The organism is Mycobacterium sp. (assembly GCF_050700595.1).
Taxonomy (GTDB): Bacteria; Actinomycetota; Actinomycetes; order Mycobacteriales; family Mycobacteriaceae; genus Mycobacterium.
Genome location: NZ_JBOHHI010000205.1, coordinates 1 through 19460, shown reverse-complemented (window position 1 = coordinate 19460; position 19460 = coordinate 1). Strand labels below are relative to the sequence as shown.

Annotated in this window: 17 protein-coding genes and 1 pseudogene; 9 read left to right on the top strand and 9 right to left on the bottom strand. The window is 66.9% G+C overall.

Annotated features, from left to right (window positions below; translation table 11 throughout):
• The first annotated feature begins 1 nt into the window (after nt 1).
• Together ACRDTL_RS19100 and ACRDTL_RS19095 are read left to right on the top strand one after the other, a co-directional pair.
• A complete protein-coding gene (locus tag ACRDTL_RS19100) occupies nt 2-844 on the top strand; it encodes a MaoC/PaaZ C-terminal domain-containing protein (protein WP_431508263.1) in 843 nt (280 codons plus the stop codon).
• A 25-nt stretch (nt 845-869) separates the two neighbouring features.
• Complete coding sequence (locus tag ACRDTL_RS19095; RefSeq protein WP_431508262.1) at nt 870-1073, top strand: hypothetical protein; 204 nt, start codon at nt 870-872, stop codon at nt 1071-1073.
• Here ACRDTL_RS19095 and ACRDTL_RS19090 read toward each other — a convergent pair.
• The 3 genes from ACRDTL_RS19090 to ACRDTL_RS19080 form a co-directional block, all read right to left on the bottom strand.
• Nucleotides 1070-2320 carry a chloride channel protein gene (locus ACRDTL_RS19090; protein ID WP_431508261.1) on the bottom strand — a complete coding sequence of 417 codons (1251 nt, stop codon included), beginning with the start codon at nt 2318-2320 and terminating at the stop codon, nt 1070-1072. The two genes, ACRDTL_RS19095 and ACRDTL_RS19090, sit on opposite strands and share 4 nt — an antisense overlap.
• A gap of 26 nt (nt 2321-2346) precedes the next feature.
• Complete coding sequence (locus ACRDTL_RS19085) at nt 2347-2982, bottom strand: TetR/AcrR family transcriptional regulator (protein WP_431508260.1); 636 nt, start codon at nt 2980-2982, stop codon at nt 2347-2349.
• A gap of 90 nt (nt 2983-3072) precedes the next feature.
• Complete coding sequence (locus ACRDTL_RS19080; RefSeq protein WP_431508259.1) at nt 3073-4218, bottom strand: glycoside hydrolase family 3 N-terminal domain-containing protein; 1146 nt, start codon at nt 4216-4218, stop codon at nt 3073-3075.
• 104 nt (nt 4219-4322) lie between these two features.
• On the opposite strand from ACRDTL_RS19080, the gene ACRDTL_RS19075 reads away from it, so the two are divergent.
• The 3 genes from ACRDTL_RS19075 to ACRDTL_RS19065 are packed head-to-tail and all read left to right on the top strand — an operon-like array spanning nt 4323 to nt 10247.
• A complete protein-coding gene (locus tag ACRDTL_RS19075; protein ID WP_067342410.1) occupies nt 4323-4496 on the top strand; it encodes a DUF2613 domain-containing protein in 174 nt (57 codons plus the stop codon).
• Between the two features lies 1 nt (nt 4497).
• Complete coding sequence (locus tag ACRDTL_RS19070; protein ID WP_431508281.1) at nt 4498-8745, top strand: alpha-(1->3)-arabinofuranosyltransferase domain-containing protein; 4248 nt, start codon at nt 4498-4500, stop codon at nt 8743-8745.
• Nucleotides 8746-8798: 53 nt separating this feature from the next.
• Nucleotides 8799-10247, top strand: coding sequence for a lipase maturation factor family protein (locus ACRDTL_RS19065; protein WP_431508258.1), 1449 nt, complete (start codon nt 8799-8801; stop codon nt 10245-10247).
• A gap of 23 nt (nt 10248-10270) precedes the next feature.
• Here ACRDTL_RS19065 and ACRDTL_RS19060 read toward each other — a convergent pair whose 3' ends face one another.
• On the bottom strand, nt 10271-10486 hold the full coding sequence (locus ACRDTL_RS19060) for a DUF2945 domain-containing protein (protein ID WP_431508257.1): 216 nt from the start codon (nt 10484-10486) through the stop codon (nt 10271-10273).
• A gap of 145 nt (nt 10487-10631) precedes the next feature.
• Nucleotides 10632-12281 carry an acetolactate synthase large subunit gene (locus ACRDTL_RS19055; RefSeq protein WP_431508256.1) on the bottom strand — a complete coding sequence of 550 codons (1650 nt, stop codon included), beginning with the start codon at nt 12279-12281 and terminating at the stop codon, nt 10632-10634.
• Nucleotides 12282-12357: 76 nt separating this feature from the next.
• On the opposite strand from ACRDTL_RS19055, the gene ACRDTL_RS19050 reads away from it, so the two are divergent.
• Nucleotides 12358-13731: an NADP-dependent succinic semialdehyde dehydrogenase gene (locus ACRDTL_RS19050; protein ID WP_431508255.1), complete on the top strand. Its 1374-nt coding sequence runs from the start codon at nt 12358-12360 to the stop codon at nt 13729-13731.
• A gap of 18 nt (nt 13732-13749) precedes the next feature.
• Here the strand turns inward: ACRDTL_RS19050 and ACRDTL_RS19045 are convergent, their stop codons facing one another.
• Together ACRDTL_RS19045 and ACRDTL_RS19040 are read right to left on the bottom strand one after the other, a co-directional pair.
• Entirely contained in the window at nt 13750-14691 is a 942-nt protein-coding gene (locus ACRDTL_RS19045) for a R2-like ligand-binding oxidase (RefSeq protein ID WP_431508254.1), read from the bottom strand.
• Nucleotides 14692-14705: 14 nt separating this feature from the next.
• The gene (locus ACRDTL_RS19040) at nt 14706-15383 is read right to left on the bottom strand and encodes a TetR/AcrR family transcriptional regulator (RefSeq protein ID WP_431508253.1); all 678 of its coding nucleotides are present in this window, start codon (nt 15381-15383) and stop codon (nt 14706-14708) included.
• Between the two features lie 145 nt (nt 15384-15528).
• Here ACRDTL_RS19040 and ACRDTL_RS19035 point away from each other — a divergent pair, with 145 nt between their 5' ends.
• On the top strand, nt 15529-15783 hold the full coding sequence (locus tag ACRDTL_RS19035) for a type II toxin-antitoxin system Phd/YefM family antitoxin (RefSeq protein WP_431508252.1): 255 nt from the start codon (nt 15529-15531) through the stop codon (nt 15781-15783).
• Nucleotides 15780-16037, top strand: a complete 258-nt coding sequence (locus ACRDTL_RS19030) for a Txe/YoeB family addiction module toxin (RefSeq protein ID WP_431508251.1) — start codon at nt 15780-15782, stop codon at nt 16035-16037. The genes ACRDTL_RS19035 and ACRDTL_RS19030 overlap by 4 nt, the downstream gene beginning before the upstream one ends.
• On the opposite strand, the gene ACRDTL_RS19025 is transcribed toward ACRDTL_RS19030, so the two are convergent.
• Both ACRDTL_RS19025 and ACRDTL_RS19020 read right to left on the bottom strand, forming a co-directional pair.
• The gene (locus ACRDTL_RS19025; protein WP_431508250.1) at nt 16028-17893 is read right to left on the bottom strand and encodes a glycoside hydrolase family 15 protein; all 1866 of its coding nucleotides are present in this window, start codon (nt 17891-17893) and stop codon (nt 16028-16030) included. The genes ACRDTL_RS19030 and ACRDTL_RS19025 overlap by 10 nt on opposite strands.
• Entirely contained in the window at nt 17890-18819 is a 930-nt protein-coding gene (locus tag ACRDTL_RS19020; protein ID WP_431508249.1) for a DUF5996 family protein, read from the bottom strand. The genes ACRDTL_RS19025 and ACRDTL_RS19020 overlap by 4 nt, the downstream gene beginning before the upstream one ends.
• 61 nt (nt 18820-18880) lie before the next feature.
• Here ACRDTL_RS19020 and ACRDTL_RS19015 point away from each other — a divergent pair.
• A pseudogene (locus ACRDTL_RS19015) lies at nt 18881-19460 on the top strand (phosphotriesterase-related protein); the annotation flags it as partial.

The following is a 19460-nucleotide window of genomic DNA, read 5'->3' as shown; positions in this document are numbered from 1 at the left end:
GGTGACGCAGCCAAGCGGTCTGAAGAATCTGCTGCGCGCAGCAGCCGGGGCGTTGCCGTTCGTGCCGCGCGGCGACCAGTTGCCCGACCGGACACTGACGGTCAAGGACGTGCCGATCGATCGCGCCAACGTGGCGGCATACGCAGCGGTCACCGGACTGCGTTACGGCGACAACGTACCGCTGACCTATCCGTTCGCACTGACTTTCCCGACGATGATGTCGCTGGTGACCGGGTTCGACTTCCCGTTCGCCGCAATGGGAGCCGTTCACACCGAAAACCAGATCACGCAATACCGCCCGATCGCGGTGACCGATACCGTCGATATCGCGGTCCATGCCGAGAACCTCCGCGAACACCGCAAGGGCCTACTGGTGGACCTGGTGACCGATGTCAGCATCGGCGACGATGTCGCGTGGCATCAGGTGACGACCTTTTTGCATCAGCAGCGCACCAGCCTGTCCGACGAGCCCAAGCCGCCGCCGCAGAAACAGCCCAAGCTGCCGCCACCGAATGCGATTCTGCGGATCACGCCGGGCCAAATTCGGCGTTACGCGACGGTCAGCGGTGATCACAACCCGATTCACACCAACCCGGTCGGTGCTAAGTTGTTCGGATTCCCGACGGTTATTGCGCACGGGATGTTCAGCGCGGCAGCGGTATTGGTTAACCTCGAGGGCAGGATTCCGGACGCGGTGACGTATTCGGTGCGGTTCGCCAAACCGGTGGTACTGCCGGCCAGCGCGGGGCTATACGTCGAGCAGGTCGATGACGGCTGGGACCTCGCCTTGCGCAACATCGCCAAGGGCTATCCGCACCTGACCGGCACCGTGCGACCACTCTAGCGTGCCTGGTCCTACGGATTCGGCCATGGAGCCACCCATCTGCTCGGCAAAAGCGTGTCGCGCGCCGGCCCGATGGAAGGTGGTCTGGAACAACCCGCGCATCCACCAACCGGACCGGGAGAAAGTATGGCTGGCCTGCGACGACCACCGCGACTCCCTGGCCGAGCACCTGCGCATCCGATCGATGCTGCGCCGCGTCGACCCGATGACGACAGATGACGCCGACTAAGGAGCCGGACAGGCTGGTTCGGGAATGCGCCGACGTTCGGTCAGCATGCGCAGTCCATGCGCGCCGAGGGCAGCAGCCAGGAAAACCGCCAGCAACCAAAGCGGCGGCCGCGCCAGTTCCCAGACGAAGATCGCGGCCCAAACCGGTGCTCGTTGCGTAACGGCGAGCACACCGGCGGCAGCGGCCAACGAGATGGCCGCGACGTGGATCTGTACCCCGAGCATCGCATTGGTCGCCAGCGCCAGCAGTGCTCCGGCCGACGCACCCGTGGCCAGGGACGGGGTGAGCATCCCGCCTGTTGCACCGGCGCGGAGGAACACTGCGGTCAGAACGGGTTTCAAGATCAGGATCGCGCCGGCCGCCACGAGTGTCATGCCACTGTTCAGGCTGACGGTCAGGATGCTTCTGCCGTTGCCGGGCAGCTCGGGCCACCAGTGCGAAAAGACACCGATCAACACTCCGGCGGCGGCGATCGTCGGGACGAGCACCCATGACCGCTCCACGGCTATCCGGTGCGCAGCCGCCATCAGGCGGTTGAACCCCAGGCCGACTGTGAGCGTCACCGGTGCCAACAGCACTACATAACCCATCAGCAGGTAGGACAGCTGCGGACCCGGCCAGTCCAGGATCGGCCGATCGTGCGTGACGATCGACGCGACAGCGACTGCCAGGCTTGACGTGATCAACGCAGCGCCCAGTGCACGCGGATGCCACGTCTTCAGCACGATGCGCGCCGCGAACAGCGCGCCACCCAGCGGCACCGCGTAGACCGCGCCGAGGCCGGCGCCGGCCGCACACGCCAGCAGGACTTCCCGATCCTGCGACGACAGCCGTTTCAGCCATCCGGTAGCCGAATCGCCGAGGGCCGCGGCGAACTGCCGAGGTGCCCCCTCGCGGCCCAGTGATGCACCCGATCCGATCACCACCAGCTGCAATGCGGCGTCAACGCTTAACGGCACCAAGGGTATTCGATCGCGGCTTGCGATCGCCTCAGACAGCGGCGGAACATCCGTCCTGGACCGCAGTGCCCACCAGCCCAAGCCTGCCAGCGCGCCGCCGACCATGGGCCCCAGCGACCGGCGGACCGGACTGCTGTCGGTGACCCCGGCGAGCAACGACCCAAAGCTGTAGTGGTAGGTGAGGTGCTCGACGAAACGCAACAGCAGGATCGTCGCCAACCCCGCTACCCCGGCCAGCAGCCCGACAATCACGATCGCGCAGAAGAAATCGAGATTGCGGCGAGTCACGGGATGAATTGCGAACCGACCAGAAATTACCCGGAGCCGCTGGCGACTTTGGGCGCGGTATCGCCGGCATCCGACGGTGTGCCCTTGAGCCCGCGCCAGAACATGTTGATCATCAGCCCGGCCGCTTCATCGACGTCGGTGTCGCCGGTACTGACCCGGCTGGCCACTGCCTCGCCGGCCCCTACCAGCGCCACGGCCATCATCTCGAAGTCCGTGTCGGGCTGGGGGTTTCGGGTGCCGGCCCGTAGCAGGCGGGCAACCAGTGTGACGATCTGCTCACGACCCTCGCGTACGGTCTGGGCAAATGCCTGCGAGCTGGTGGCCTGGGTGTACATCACGATCCACGACGCCCGGTTGGCGTCGATATAGCGCAGGAACGACGCGATGGTGTTGCGCAGCAAATCCTTCGGGCTCTGCTCGAGGTCGATGTCCTCACGCACTGCGTCGATGAAGCGGGTCAACTCGCGGTTCAGGCAGGCGCCGAACAGCTCCTCCTTGGAGCCGTAGTAGAGATAGAGCATCGGCTTGGAGATCTGCGCCTCGGCGGCGATCGCGTCCATCGACGTCTCGTGGTAGCCGTTGACCGAGAACATCTGGACGGCGGCGTCGAGCATCTGCTGCTCACGGACGGCACGGGGTAGCCGCTTGGTGCCACCAGCCATGCTCGTCCTTCGCCTAACGCCGGGATTATCTGACTCCAGAGTAGGCAATATGCGTGATGTGCGCCGGTGACGTTGAGATAGTCACGCATCCTAATGGCCGCAGCCCGACCCGGAGCGCTTCACCGCGGCCATCCGCTGTAGCGAGGCGTCGATCGCCGGCATCGCCAGCTCGCCCGCTGCCACCGCCTTCTCCAGGCGGTCCAGCACCGCGGGCACCTCGTCGGTGGTGACCCACAGCGCGGTGTCGATGCCGGCCTGCAGGGTCCGTAAAACAGCGTCGGGCACCCCGAAGCGCTGGTTGATCGCGGCCATGCTGGACAAGTCGTCGCTGAACACCGGCCCGTCGAACGGCGGGCCGCCGTAGCCGCTGCCGCCGCGTAGCAATTGCACGGCGGCCAGGCTCAGGCTGGCCGGCTGGTCGCCGGTGAGCCCGGGAACCTGCATGTGACCGATCATCACCGCGACCGGGGCTTCGGCGACCAGCGTCCGGTAGGGCACCAGGTCGTCGTGCTGCAACTCGTCCAGCGGCGGGGTGGTCACCCCGCCGGTGTGTGAGTCGCCCGAGCCATGCCCGTGGCCGGGAAAATGCTTGAGCACGGGCAGCAGCCCGGCGTCGCGCAGACCGCGGGCATAGGCCCCGGCGTATCGGGTGACCACCGCCGGATCCGAGCCGAACGACCGGTCGCCGATCACGGTGTCGTCCGGGGCATTGGTGACGTCGACAACCGGGGCGAAGTCGATGGTGATGCCCAGCCCGCGCATCTTGTGGCCGCGGTCCAGCGCGATCCCGTAAACGTCGTCGACGCTGCGGGTCTGCGCCAACACCCGCGCCGACGGCGACGGGCCGATCACCGAGGACAGCCGCGACACTCGGCCACCTTCTTCGTCGACGCTGACCGCCAGCGGCAGTGGGCCCGCGTTTTTGGCGATGTCGGTCAAGGAACCGTCGGTGAACATCGACAGGTCGGTCCAGCTGCCGATGAAAATGCCGCCGACGTGTTGGCTGCTGATCACTGTTCTGGCGTCGTCGGCGTCGCGCACCCCGACCATCAGCAACTGTGCCAGCTTGTCGCGGGTGGCCAGGGCCGTCACGTCGCCGCACACCCGCGGTACCGGTTTGGCCGCCGGGTGATCGGCGGTCGACGACGAGGACGTGGGCGGTTTGGCGTGCCCGCCGCATGCCACGACGAGCGCCGACATCGCGGCAAGCACCGCCATGATGCGTGGAAGACCCATCGGCCCATGCTGTCACGGAGCGTGATCATCGCTGGCGGGTGGACGGTGCGCGCACCGCTTTCTGCTAGTTTGGCGACTGACGATCGCAACTTCGAGGAGCCCCGATGAACCGGTTCGTTGCGCCCGCTGCGGCCAGCGTCGTGGTGGGTCTGTTGCTGGGTGCGGCCGCGATCTTCGGGATCACCCTGATGGTGCAGCAAGACACCAAGCCGCCCCTTCCGGGCGGCGACCCACAGTCGTCGGTACTCAACCGGGTTGAGTACGGCAACCGCAGCTGATCTGAGCGCGCGGGCTCCAGTTGCCTCTGCGGCGGCGCCGCTGTCGCGGCGCTGGTTGTGGTTGGTGGCGGCCGTTGCGCTGGCGTTGAGCTTCGCCCAGTCGCCCGGGCAGGTCTCCCCCGACACCAAGCTCGATCTCACTGCCAGCCCGCTGCGCTTCCTGGCTCGTGCCACCAATCTGTGGAACAGCGAGTTGCCGTTCGGGCAGGCGCAAAACCAGGCGTACGGATACCTGTTTCCGCACGGCACCTTCTTCCTGGCCGGCCACCTGCTCGGTTTGCCCGGCTGGATCACCCAGCGGCTGTGGTGGGCGGTGCTGCTCACCATCGGGTTTTGGGGACTGTTGCGGGTCGCCGAGGCATTGGGCGTCGGAAGCCCGACATCGCGCGCGGTCGCGGCCGCCGCGTTCGCGCTGTCGCCGCGGGTGCTGACCACACTCGGGTCGATCTCGTCGGAAACCCTGCCGATCATGCTGGCGCCGTGGGTGCTGCTGCCGACGATTTTGGCGCTGCGCGGCGAGGCCGACCGGTCGGTGCGCAGGCTGGCCGGGCAAGCCGGGCTGGCGGTGGCATTGATGGGCGCGGTCAACGCCATCGCCACGTTGGCGGGCTGCCTGCCCGCGGTGATCTGGTGGGCCTGCCACCGGCCGAACCGGGTGTGGTGGCGCTACACGGCCTGGTGGCTGGTGGCGCTGGCGCTGGCGATGTCGTGGTGGCTGGTGGCGTTGGTCCTGATGGCCCGGATCAGCCCGCCATTCCTGGACTTCATCGAATCTTCCGGTGTCACAACGCAATGGTCGTCGCTGGTCGAGGTGCTGCGCGGCACCGACAGCTGGACACCGTTCGTGGCGCCGACCGCCACCGCGGGTGCACCGCTGGTCACCGGAACCGTGGCCATCCTGGGCACCAGCCTGGTCGCCGCCGCGGGGCTGGCCGGGCTGGCTCGGATGCCTGGGCGCGGCAGCCGCGCCCGGGGGCGGTTGGTGACGATGCTGCTGATCGGGGTGGTGCTGATCGCCGCCGGATACTCCGGCGGACTGGGCTCGCCACTGGCACACCAGCTGCAGACGTTCCTGGACGCCGGCGGCGCGCCGCTGCGCAATGTGCACAAGCTGGAATCGCTGATCCGCATCCCGTTGGTGCTGGGGCTCGCGCAGCTACTGGGCCGGGTACCGCTGCCGGGCAGCGCGTCGGCGCGCGAGTGGATCAGCGCATTCGCCCACCCGGAACGCGACAAGCGGGTCGCGACCGGAATCGTCGTGCTGATCGCGCTGATGGTCAGCACCTCGCTGGCCTGGACCGGTCGGATCACCCCGCCCGGCGCGTTCCGCGCGATACCGCAGTATTGGCACGACGCCGCCGACTGGCTCAGCGCGCACAACATCGGCACCCCGACCCCGGGCCGGGTATTGGTGGTTCCCGGCGCCCCGTTCGCCACCCAGGTCTGGGGCACCAGCCACGACGAACCGCTGCAGGTGCTCGGCGACGGCCCGTGGGGAGTGCGCGACTCGATTCCGTTGACGCCGCCGCAGACCATCCGGGCGCTGGACTCGGTACAACACCTGATCGCCGCCGGCCGCCCGTCTGCCGGATTGGCTGATACCCTTGCCCGCCAAGGTATTTCGTATGTGGTGCTACGCAACGATCTGGATCCCGACACGTCGCGTTCGGCGCGCCCGATCCTGGTACACCGGGCCATCGCCGGATCGCCGCGACTGCAGAGGGTGGCGCAGTTCGGCGCGCCGGTGGGGCAGCGCCCGGTGACGGGGTTCGTCAGCGACAGCGCATTGCGACCGCGCTACCCCGCCGTGGAGATCTACCGGGTAGCCGCTGCCGAGCACGATCCTGCGGCCCCCTACCTCGCCGACACCGGCCGGCTGGCCCGCGTCGACGGCGGGCCCGAGGTGCTGCTGCGCCTCGACGAGCGCCGACGGCTGCTGGGTCTGCCCGCGCCGGGTCCGGTGCTGATGACCGCCGACGCCCGGCGCGCCGGGCTGCCGGCGCCGGTCGTCACCGTCACCGATACCCCGCTGGCGCGCGAAACCGACTACGGCCGGGTCGACGACCACTCGTCGGCGACCCGCGCCGACGGCGACACCCGGCGCACTCACAACCGGGTGCCCGACTACCCCGCTCCCGGCGCCGACACCGTGTACGGCGGCTGGATCGGCGGGCGGCTCACGGCCTCCAGCTCGTCGTCGGACGCCACCGCGCTGCCCGACGTCGCGCCGGCCGCCTCGCCCGCCGCCGCGATCGACGGCGATCCGGCGACCGCGTGGGTGTCCAACGGGTTGCAGTCCGCGGTCGGTCAATGGCTGCAGGTGAATTTCGACCACCCGGTGACCAACGCCGTCATCACCCTCACCCCTAGCGCGACCGCCGTTGGTGCCCAGATCCGTAAGATCCAGGTCTCGACCGTCAACGGCACCACCACGCTGCGCTTCGACGAGCCAGGCAAGCCGCTGACCGCAGCGCTGCCGTACGGCGAAACCCCATGGGTGCGGATCACCGCGATCGGCACCGACGACGGCTCCGGCGGAGTGCAGTTCGGCATCACCGATCTGTCGATCACCTCCTACGACGCATCGGGATTCGCCCACCCCGTCGACTTGCGGCATACCGTGCTGGTGCCCGGACCGCCGCCGGGTGCGGCGGTCGCGCGCTGGGACCTGGGCGCTGAACCGTTGGGCAGACCGGGTTGCGCCGACGGCCCCGACGACGTGCGCTGCGCCGCATCGATGGCGCTGGCCCCTGAGACGCCGGTGACGTTCAGCCGCACGCTGACCGTGCCGCAACCGGTGTCGGTGACGCCCACCGTGTGGGTGCGGGCCCGACAGGGCCCAAAGCTGGCCGACCTGATCGCCGAGCCGGACACCACCCGGGCGCGCGGTGATTCCGATCTGGTCGACGTGGCGGGCTCCGCATATGCGGTCACCGATGGCGATCCGGCCACCGCGTGGACGGCGCCGCAGCGGGTGGTGCAGCACAAGACGCCGCCGACGCTCACGCTGACGCTCCCCCGGCCGGCCGAGGTGACCGGGTTGCGGCTCACCCCGGGCAGGTCGGCGGTGCCCGCCCATCCGAGAATGGTCGCCATCGACCTCGGCGACGGCCCGCAAGTAGCTGAACTGAAATCAAACGATGGTGGCGCACAGACGGTTCCGCTGAAACCGCGGGTCACCGCCACCATCACCATCAGCCTGCTCGACTGGGACGACGTCATCGATCGCACCGCGGTCGGCTTCGACCAGCTCAAACCGCCGGGACTGGCCGAGATCGCGGTGCTCGGCAGCGACGGCACACCGATCGCGGCCGCCGACGCCACCCGCAACCGCTCACGGGAGGTCACCGTCGACTGCGCTCACGGCCCGGTGATCGCGATCGCCGGCCGCTTTGTGCACACCGCGATCACGACCACGGTCGGCGCGTTGCTGGACGGTGCGCCGGTGGCTGCCCGGCCATGCGACCGCCAGCCGATCGCGTTGCCGACCGGTCAGCAGGAGCTGTTGATCAGCCCCGGTGAGCAGTTCATCGTCGACGGAGCCCAGTTGTCCGGTCCGCTTGCTGCCGAATTACTGCCCGCCACAACCTTTCCCGCTCAGACGGGCGCATGGGGCCCGGCCCGCCGCGAGGTACGGGTGACCGACTCGTCGGCGTCGCGGATGTTGGTGGTACCGGAAAGCATCAACCGCGGTTGGGTGGCCCGCAGCAGTGCGGGGGCAAGGCTGAATCCGGTCGCGGTCAACGGGTGGCAACAGGGGTGGGTGGTGCCGCCGGGGACCTCCGGCACCATCACGCTGACCTTCGCGCCCAACTCGGCCTACCGCGCCGGGCTGGCCGCCGGGCTGGCCCTGCTGCCGTTGCTGGCCTTAATGGCGTGGTGGCCGGCGCGCCGACGACGTTGTGCGGAGCCGCCCGCGCGCGCGTGGGCGCCGGGGCCGTGGGCGTCGATTGCGGTGCTGGCAGCCGGCGCGGTGATCGCCGGCGCGGCGGGGGTGGTGGTATTCGGTGCCGCGCTCGGCGTGCAGTGGGTGTTGCGCGACCGACCGCGGTGGCGGGATGCGGTCACCGTCGGCTCCTGCGCCGGCGGACTGATCCTGGCCGGCGCCGTGCTGTCGCGGTATCCGTGGCGGTCGGTCGACGGCTACGCCGGGCATTCCGCCGGCGTGCAGCTGCTGGCGCTGATTTCGGTGGCCGCGCTGGCCGCGTCGGCGGTGACGGTGCGACCGCGCGGGCGGTTTTCCGGCTGATTAGCGGGGTACGCGGGACAATAAGGCGTCCACCGTCTTCAGGAGTGGCGGACATGGGATGGTTTAGCGCACCCGACTACTGGTTGGGCCGGCTGGTGCTGGAGCGCGGCGTCGCGGTGGTCTACCTCATCGCGTTCGTCGGGGCCGCGCGGCAGTTTCGCGCGCTGATCGGGGAGCACGGGATGCTGCCGGTGCCGCAGTATCTGGCCCGGGTGTCTTTCCGGCAGGTACCAAGCATTTTCCAGCTGCACTATTCCGACCGGTTTTTCGCCACCGTCGCCTGGGTCGGCGCGGCATTGTCGGCTGCGATCGCCGCCGGTGCGGCCGGCCGGGTGCCCTTGTGGGCGGCGATGCTGATGTGGCTGCTGCTCTGGATTCTCTACCTGTCGATCGTGAACGTCGGCCAGACCTGGTATTCGTTCGGCTGGGAGTCGCTGCTGTTGGAGACCGGGTTTTTGGCGATCTTCCTCGGCGACGAGCGGGTGGCGCCGCCGGTGCTGACGATGTGGCTGGCGCGGCTGCTGCTGTTTCGGCTGGAGTTCGGCGCCGGGCTGATCAAGCTGCGCGGTGACCGCTGCTGGCGCGATCTGACCTGCCTGTACTACCACCACGAGACCCAGCCGATGCCCGGGCCGCTGAGTTGGTTCTTCCATCACCTGCCCAAGCCACTGCATCGGATCGAGGTGGCCGGCAATCATTTCGCCCAACTCGTCGTGCCGTTCGGGTTGTTTGCGCCGCAGCCGGTGGCCAGCATCGCCGGGGCGATCGTCGTGATCACCCAACTGTGGTTGGTGGCATCCGGCAACTTCGCCTGGCTCAATTGGTTGACGATCCTGTTGGGCGCCAGCGTCATCGACACGTCGTCGGCGGCCGCGGTTTTGCCGATCGGCTCGCCGCCCGCGCTGGCCGCGCCACCGACGTGGTTCGCTGGCCTGGTGCTCGTATTCGCGGTCGTGACGGTGATTTTGAGCTACTGGCCGATGCGCAACATGATCTCGCGCCGGCAGCGGATGAACATGTCGTTCAACCCCTACCACCTGATCAATACCTACGGCGCGTTCGGCAGCATCGGGCGCACTCGTCGGGAGGTGGTGATCGAGGGCACCGACGATCCGACCATCACCGACCAAACGGTCTGGAAGGAATACGAATTCAAAGGCAAGCCGGGCGCGGTGCGCCGGATTCCGCCGCAATGGGCGCCGTATCACCTGCGGCTGGACTGGCTGATGTGGTTCGCCGCCATCTCCCCGCAATACGCGCAGCCGTGGCTGCGGCCATTCCTGGTGCGGTTGCTGCAAAACGATGCACCGACTCTGCGGCTGCTGCGGCGCAATCCCTTCCCGGATTCCCCGCCGCGTTATGTGCGCGCCTGGTTGTATCGCTACCGGTTCACCACGTTTTCCGAACTGCGCCACGAGCACGCCTGGTGGCACCGCACGCTGGAAGGCCTTTACGTCCCGCCGGTCGCGCTGGAGAAGGTGAAAACCCCACGCGCCGACTAAAAGCCAGCGACTGGGGAGCCCACTTAGTCGGCGATCTGTTTCAACGCCGATCCCTTGTGCATGGCAACGTGATCGGTTTTGTCGCTTTTGATTTCATACTGTGGTTCGTCTTTACTTGCGCGGCGGTGGTGGCCCTTGTAATCCACGTCCTGCGTGTGCACTTTGATGATCGTGCCGCTGACATGCCCGGCTTCAGAGTTCCAGCTCACGTGATCGCCGACCTTGAATTGCGCGCTCATATTGTTTCTCCCTTCATCTGTTAAATGCATCTCGCTCTCCCCGGCGGTGGACGACCGACTAGATGTCGAGGTTGCGCTGCTGCTCTGTCACTGGTTCAACACATCGGTACTCAGCTGATCTCTTGCGCTCGGTCTAATGCCGAGATCACAGCGTGTCGTCCAGCTGGCCAAGCCGTTCGGTCAGGCTCAGGTTCTCCGAGTAGTCCACCGGGCAGGAGATCAGCGAGACGCCGTCGTCGTCGAGCGCGGTTTTCAGGGTAGGTAGTAGCTCGTCGGCGCTCCGGACCCGATACCCCTTGGCGCCGAAGCTTTCCGCGTAACTCACCACATCGGGATTGTTGAACCGCACGTAGTAGTGATCACCGAGTTCGAGGTCCATTTTCCACTCGATGAGCCCATAGCCGCCGTCTTCCCAGATCAGCACCACCAGTGGGATCTTTTCGCGAACGGCAGTCTCGATCTCCTGCGAGTTCATCAGGAACGCGCCGTCACCCACCACAGCCAACACCTTGGACTCCGGCCGGGCCAGCTTGACGCCGAGCGCTCCGGGCAGTGCAAACGCCATCGTGGACAGGCCGTTTGAGATCAGGCAGGTATTCCGCTCGTACGTCGGATACAGGCGTGCCATCCACATCTTCGTCGCACCGGTGTCGACCAGCACGACGTCGCGGCGGCCCAACGCGGCACGGGTGTCGGCGACCACCCGCTGGGGCGCGAGTGGAAACCGTGAATCTTGTTGTCCGTGAGCAAATTCCTCGGCTAACAGGTGACACCCCGGCGCTGTGGTGGCACTGGTGAACCGATGCCCCGCCATCGCGTCAGACAGTGCATTTATCGAGGCACTGATGTCACCGATAATGCCGACGGCAACCGGATAGTGCGCATCGACCTCGGCCGCAAAACGATGTACGTGGATGATCTTCTTGTCGGCGTTCGGGTTGATCTGGACCGGGTCGAACTCCTGCAGCTCGTAGCCGACCGCGATGACGACGTCGGCGTTGTCGAAGCCGAAGTTGACGTAGTCATGCCGCATGAACCCCATCGTCCCGATGCTGTTGGGGTGGTCGTCGGGCATGACGCCCTTCCCGTGGAAGGTGTTGGCGACCGGCACGGAGTGTTCCTCGGAGAACCGGACCAGCGCCGCGGTCGCGTCGTTGCGGGCCGCGCCGTGCCCGGCCAACACCACCGGTCGCTTCGCCGTGTGCAGAATTTCGACCGCTCGCGCCACCTGACCGATCGCCGGCGCCTCGGCATGCACCACGTTGCGCGGTAATGGGGCCAGGTCGGAATGGTCGGCAACATCCGCGTCCAGGTGCTCCGGCACCGCCAGATAGACCGCGGCCGGGCGTTCGGTCTCGGCCAGCTTGAACGCCTTGCGGAACATCTCCGGGATCGCCCGCGCGGTGGGCACACCGTCGGCCCAGCGGGTGATCGGCGCGTACATTCGCACCAGGTCGACGTACTGGTGTGACTCCTTGTACTGGCGGTCCTGGCCGACCTGCGCGGAGATCGCGACCATCGGGGTGCTGTTGGTGGTGGCGTCGGCGACACCGAGCTGCATGTTGATCGCACCCGGGCCCAGCGTCGCGGATACCACCGCCGCCCGGCCGGTCACCCGGCCGTACATCTCGGCCATGAACGCCGCCGCCTGCTCGTGGCGGGTGAGCACATAGCGGATCTCCGAGGCGGCCAGCGCCTGCACGAAGCGGATGTTCTCCTCGCCCGGTATTCCGAAGACGATCGAAACACCCTCGTTTTCCAGGCACTTGACCATCAATTCGGCAGCTGTAGTCATCCAGGCACCTCCCCCCGCCACGATAGTGGCACGCTGGATGGTGGATTCGTAGGTCGAGCAGCCGAAGGGTGTCAGCATGCCAATCGCCACCATCAACCCCGCCACCGGAGAGACGGTCAAAACCTTCACCCCCGCCACCGCCGAGGAAATCGACGCCGCGATCGCCCGCGCTCACGACCGGTTCGTCGATTACCGCCGCACCAGCTACGCGCAGCGTGCCCGGTGGGCGAACACCACCGCGGACCTGTTGGAGGCCGAGGCCGATGAAGTCGCGGCGATGATGACTCTGGAGATGGGCAAGACGCTGGCCTCGGCGAAAGCCGAGACACTCAAGTGCGCCAAGGGCTTTCGATTCTACGCCGAGCACGCCGAAGCGCTGCTCGCCGATGAGCCGGGCGACATCGCCGCGGTCGGCGCGTCCAGGGCGTTCGTCCGGTATCAGCCACTCGGCGTGGTGCTGGCCGTGATGCCGTGGAACTTCCCGCTCTGGCAGGCTGTGCGGTTCGCCGCGACCGCGTTGATGGCCGGCAACGTCGGGATCCTCAAGCACGCGTCGAACGTGCCGCAGACTGCCTTATACCTCGCCGACGTCATCACCCGCGCCGGCTTCCCGGACGGCTGCTTCCAGACGCTGCTCATCTCGTCGAGCGCCGTCGAGCAGATCATCCGCGATCCCCGCATAGCGGCAGTCACGCTCACCGGCAGCGAACCGGCCGGCCGGTCCGTCGCCGCCATCGCCGGCGATGAAATCAAGCACACCGTGCTGGAGCTCGGCGGCAGCGACCCGTTCATCGTGATGCCGTCGGCGGACCTGGACCAGGCGGTCGACACCGCGGTCACCACCCGGGTGCAAAACAACGGCCAGTCGTGCATCGCGGCGAAACGCTTCATCGTGCACACCGACGTCTACGACGACTTCGTCGCCAAGTTCACCGACAAGATGGCCGCGCTGCGGGTCGGCGACCCGACCGACCCGGACACCGACGTCGGACCGCTGGCCACCGAACAGGGCCGCACCGACGTCGAAAAGCTGGTCGACCAGGCCGTCGCCGCCGGTGCGGTGATCCGCTGTGGCGGCAAGCGACTCGACGGGCCCGGCTGGTTCTACCCGCCCACCGTCATCACCGACATCACCCCCGACATGCCGATCTTCAGCGAGGAGGTGTTCGGCCCGGTGGCGTCGGTGTACCGGGCCGCCGACATCGACGAGGCCGTCGAGATCGCCAACGCCACCACCTTCGGACTGGGATCCAACGCCTGGACCAGCGACGAATCCGAGCAGCAGCGCTTCATCGACGACATCGAGGCCGGGCAGGTCTTCATCAACGGGATGACGACGTCCTACCCCGAGCTGCCGTTCGGCGGCGTCAAGCGCTCCGGCTACGGCCGCGAGCTCGCCGGCCACGGGATCCGCGAGTTTTGCAACGCCAAAACGGTCTGGGTCGGCTAGCGTTCCGTTGGCGAGCAGTCAGGCCGAGACGGCGGCCAGCGCCTTCTCGTCCTCGTCGGCGAAGGTGTCCTCCAACTGCAGCGGCGAGTAGTCGACGTCGATCTCGCCCAGCGGCCGTCCGCGAGCGCTGCTGATTGTCCCGAACCGGCGCATCCCCTTGTCGCTGGAGTAGGCCATGAACTCGTCGAGTTGCATGCCGAACGGCATCGGGTCGTACAGGGCAAAGCCCTGCTCGGTGGCCTCCAATGCCAACGGGATGAGCTCGTTCATCCGCGTTTCGAACACCGTCCAGTTGGCGTCGTCGGCGGCCACGTGGCGGCGACAGGTGAAGGTGCCCCACGCCATGTGGCGTCGCTCGTCGTCGCCGATGCGCCGGATCAGCTCCTGCATGCCGGGAAGAATGGCGCGGTCCACGCAGATCTTGTGCCAGGCGTAGTAGCCGGTCAGGGCCAGCATGCCCTCGACAACGTGGTTGTACGTGACCGATGCCCGGATCTGGGCGGCCGGTGACGGATCGGTGGATAAAGCGTTGAGGCAGTTCGGGAGTTCCTCGTAGAACATCTGCCGGTACGCCGTCAGGGGCTCCAGGAAACTGTGCAGATCGTCGCTGATGCCGACGGCGTCCAGCCACAAGCGGAACACCTGGACGTGTTTTGCTTCCTCGAACGCGAACTGCGTCAAATACATCTCGTCGCCCAGCCGCCCTTCGGCCCGCATCGCGGCCATGAACGGCTGAATGTCCTCGGTCACCGCTTCCTCGCCGGCGATGAACTCGGCGCACAAGCGGAGCGCGAAGTCGCGTTCGACGTCCGACAGCTTCTCCCAGTCCGCCCGGTCGCGAGAGAAGTCGATGTCGGCCGGATCCCAGAACTTTGCATTGCCCCCGGCGAACAGCTTCAACGGCAGGCTGCTCCAGTTGAGTCCGCCCGCAACGAGCGAACCTGAATGTGTACGTGTCATGTGACCTCCTCAGATCATGTTGGGGTGGATTGTGTTGCCGCAACTTGCGGCAGCGCGGCGAATGCCGCCGCCAGCACGGCGACCAGCCGTCGCACCGCCAATGCCGGCTGCTCGGGTGTGGGCTCGTCGAGCCCGAGGATCGGATCCATTCCGCGCATATACGGCGCCAGCGCCAGGTGCGGAAAGATCATCAGCAACAGCGACAACAACGCGCCGGTGTCGCAATCCGCGCGCAGGTCGCCGTGCACATGCGCGTCGCGCACCAGCGGCCGCAACACCTCCAGGTAGTGGCGGTGAATGACGGTCCGCACGCTGACACGAGCGTCGGTGTCGACCTCCAAACTCACCGCGGCATGCAGTGATCGTTCCCGCGGATGGTCGGCGAAGTAGGCGACCCAGTCGTCGAGCAGATCGGTGAGGAACTCGAAGAACGGTCTGGTCGGGTCGAGTTCGCGGATGCGGTCCTCCATGTAGGACCGGACGCGCTGGCTGGCCACGTCGGCGATGAACGCGTACAGGTCGCGCTTGTCCGCGAAGTACTGGAAGAGGCTGCCCTTGGCGACGCCGGCACGCCGGGCGATGACGTTCAGGCTTCCGCGGGAAAACCCGTGCGCGCCGAATTCCGCCTCGGCGGCTTCCACCACCGCAGCGCGACGAACCGGATCGACGCGGGCCCACGTCACCGTCGGCAATCTGCCCTCCTCGCCTCAATGACCACTGGTCATTCTAGTGTGAGCCAACTCACTGCTCAAGGCCTCGTCCGCGTGCTCACGTGGACCCGCGCCAACAGCTGCACGTACAATAACCTGTACAAGGCGCTGTCAGAGGGGATCAACCATGAAGACCATGACGTACTCGGCGTCGCGAGCGAATTTTGCCGCGACGCTGGATGCAGTGCTCGAAGATCGCGAAGAAGTCGTCATCACAAGATCAGGAAGAGAACCCGTGGTCATGGTTGCGCTCGAGGACTACGAGGCGCTGAAGGAAACCGCGCACTTGCTGCAGAATCCCGCTAACGCACGCCGTTTGCTTGCATCGATCGAGCGTTTGGAAGCGGGCGAAGGAACCCCGCACGACCTGCTCGAACCGTGAAGCTGGTTTGGGACGAGTCGGCGTGGGAGGACTACTTGTTCTGGCAGCGCCAAGACCGCAAAGTATTGCGCCGCGTCAATCAACTCATCGCCGATATCCAGCGTCACGGGAATGAGGGCATCGGCAAACCCGAGCCGCTTAAGCACGGACTGCACGGCTACTGGTCACGCCGAATCACCGCCGAACAACGGCTCATCTACAAGATCGCGGACGACGAAATTCGCATCGCACAGTGTCGTCTGCACTACACATGACAGGCGGGCGGCGTCGTGGTGCCGGCTTCGGCCTGGGCGATGGCCCAGGCCGCGTTGACCAATCCGATGTGGCTGAACGCCTGCGGGAAGTTGCCCAACAGCTCGCCGGTGTCCGGGTCGACCTCTTCGGCGAGCAGCCCCACGTCGTTGCGATAGCCGATGGCGCGCTCGAATACTTCGCGGGCCCTGGCGATCTGGCCGGAGGCGGCCAGGGCTTGCGCCAACCAGAATGTGCACAGCAGGAACGTGCCTTCGCGTCCGGTGAGACCGTCGGCGTTGGCGTCTATGCCGGTCCGGTAGCGATAGACCAAGCCGCGGGAGTCGGTGAGTCGTTCGGCGATGGCGTCGATGGTCGCCAATACCCGCGGGTCGTCGGCGGGCAGAAAGCCGACCAGCGGAATCATCAGCGCCGACGCGTCCAGGTTGTCGCTGCCGAACGCCTGGGTGAACGAGTTGACCGCATCGCTGTAACCCTTGGCCAGGATCTGCTCGCGGATCTCATCGGCGGCACTCTGCCAGCCGTCGACCTTGCCAGTGGCACGCAGCGTGCCAGCCATCGCAATGGCCCGGTCCAGTGCGACCCAGCACATGAGCTTGGAATAAAGGAAGTGTTGCGGTGGGCCCCGCACCTCCCAGATACCCGAATCGGGCTCCCGCCAGCAGCGTGCGGCGGCGTCGGCGCAGCCGATGAGGAACTCGCGTCCGACGGCGGCGCCCGGCTGGTTCTGGTCGAGTTGCGCGATGAGGCGGTGTGCCGCCCCGAGCAGTTCGCCGTAGACGTCGATCTGCTGTTGGTTCCACGCTCCGTTGCCCACCCGCACCGGACGGCTGTCACGCCAACCGCCGAGATGCGCGAGCTCACGTTCGGACAGGTCGTGTTCGCCGCCGATGCCGAACATGATCTGCAGCGGCTCGCCGGCGCGTAGTTGCCCGGCGGAGCTCACGGCGAGGTAGTCGAAGAACTGTTCTGCCTCGTCGGGACACGCGGCCACCCACAGTGCCTCCAGGGTGAGGCTGGCGTCGCGAACCCAGGAGTAGCGGTAATCCCAGTTGCGTGTCCCACCGGTCTCTTCCGGCAAGGAAGTGGTCGGCGCGGCGACGACGGCCCAGGTCGGCTGGTAGGTCAACGCTTGTAGGACTCGCCCGCTGTGCTGTACCAGCTCGCGCCACGGCCCGTCATAGCGCTGGTGGATCTGTGACCACGACCGCCATGCGTCGGCCGTCGCCGCCAGCGCCGCGTCGAGTTCGGCAGGTGAGACGAGTTCCGGCAATGCTTCCGACGTGGTGCGGTGCAGCAGAGCGAGAGCCAACCGGTCGCCCTCGTGCATGCGGAATCGGCCGGTCGCCGCCGAGTCGGCAACGTCGAGTGAAACCGGACAGCACAGCAGCAGAACGTCGGCGCCGCCGCGCGCCAGGAGGCCGCCGTCGATTACCGACATCAGCGGTGTGACCACCCCGTATTCCGGACGGGGCACGAACTCGACGTCGACCTCCACCTCACCCGCCGTGCAAGCCAGCGAACGCACCAGCATCCGGGGTGCGAGGGCGCCCAGCTGGTGCGGGTCGGATGCGGCACCGGTGGCGAGCGCATCGCGCAGCACCAGTCTGCCGCTGGCGGTCGTAAACGTCGTCTCGAGCACCATGGTGCCGTCGAGGTAACGACGGGCGACTGCAGCGGCCGGGTCGTGCGGCCGCACCGCGAAATGGCCGGCGTGTGCGTCGAGCAGCCGGGCGAACACCGACGGTGAATCGAACCGCGGCTGGCACAGCCAGTCCACCGACCCGTTGCGACTGACCAATGCCGCGGTATGCCGGTCCGACAGCAGGGCGTAGTCCGCGATCGGTGTGGTGCTCATCGTTGTCGCCGGCGCTCGTTCTCGAGTGCGGCGCGATCCCAGCTGCCGAGGTCCGCAGCCGCGGCATAGGTGGTCTGCAGGAACCGCAAGACTTCGCCGTCGGGATCGTCGGCGGTGCGCACGGCCTCGTACGGCAGGATGAATTCTCCGAGTTCACGGCTGAAGTAAGCGGCGTCCGGCGCTATCGGGTAATCGGTGAAGCCGTCCGGCTGTGGGTAGGCGTAACAGTAGAAGGCACCCTGCTCACCTCCCCCGGGCCAAAAGCCGCAGCTGCTCACCTCGTGCGAGTACGCCTCCACCATCACCCAGTCGGGGCAATTCGGTGCGCCGCCGGGATGCTTCGGCGCCGGCCGTCCGGAAAACCGAGTACACGCCAAATCAATTGCCCCCCAGAAGAAATGCACTGGACTGACCTTGCCGATGAATGACGCGCGGAACTGACCGATCACCCGTTGCGCCTGCACGAGTTGCATCCAGAACGTCCGCGCTGCGTCGGGATCGTAGTCGGCATGCTGATAGTCGTCGGCGAAGGGAATGGCCGGGTCGACCTCGTTGGGACGCGCGTCGATGTGGGTTGGAACATCCAGACCTTGGAGCGCCGACATGGCTTCGCGGTAGAACTCCGCGACCGGCTTCGCCGCCAACGCCACCGAGCGCCGGCGGCCGTCGCTGTGGCGGATCACCAGAGCGTGGTCGATGAAGTCGAATTCCAGGTCGAACATCCCGGTTTGGTGCGGGATGGCGGCCGTGGTCAAGCCGCGCGGACTCACATACAGGGTTACCTGCCACCAGTGGTTGATCATCGGCATATGCGCCAGGCGGACCTTGCCGACGATCTGCGCCCACATGTGCAGGGTTTCGCGGGTTGGCGTCCAATCGTCCACCCGCAGTGACGGCCATTGATCGGTGTTAGCTGTGGTCGCCATGTCGGCTCCTCTCTATCCGATTCCACCGACGGCGCGGTCGAATCGCCCTAGCATCGGATGCGTGTCGCAACTGAATACAGCACGCGGACCGATCGATACCTCCGACCTCGGTGTCACGCTCATGCACGAGCATGTGTTCATCATGACCACCGAGATCGCCCTGAACTACCCCGAAGCCTGGGGCGATGAAGACCAGCGGGTGGCTGACGCCATCACCCGGCTGGGCGAGCTGAAGGCCCGCGGGGTGGACACCATCGTCGACCTCACCGTGATCGGGCTGGGCCGCTATATCCCCCGCATCGCGCGGGTCGCGGCCGAAACCGAGCTGAACATCGTCGTCGCCACCGGCGTCTACACCTACAACGAGGTGCCGTTCCGCTTCCACTACACGGGCCCGGGCACCCAACTGGACGGCCCGGAGATCATGACCGACATGTTCGTCCGCGACATCGAGGAGGGCATCGCCGACACCGGCATCAAGGCGGCAATCCTCAAATGCGCCACCGATGAGCCCGGCATCACGCCGGGAGTCGAGCGGGTCCTGCGCGCGGTCGCGCAGGCGCACAAGCGCACCGGGGTGCCGATCTCCACGCACACCCACGCCGGGCTGCGGCGCGGCCTGGAGCAGCAACGCATCTTCG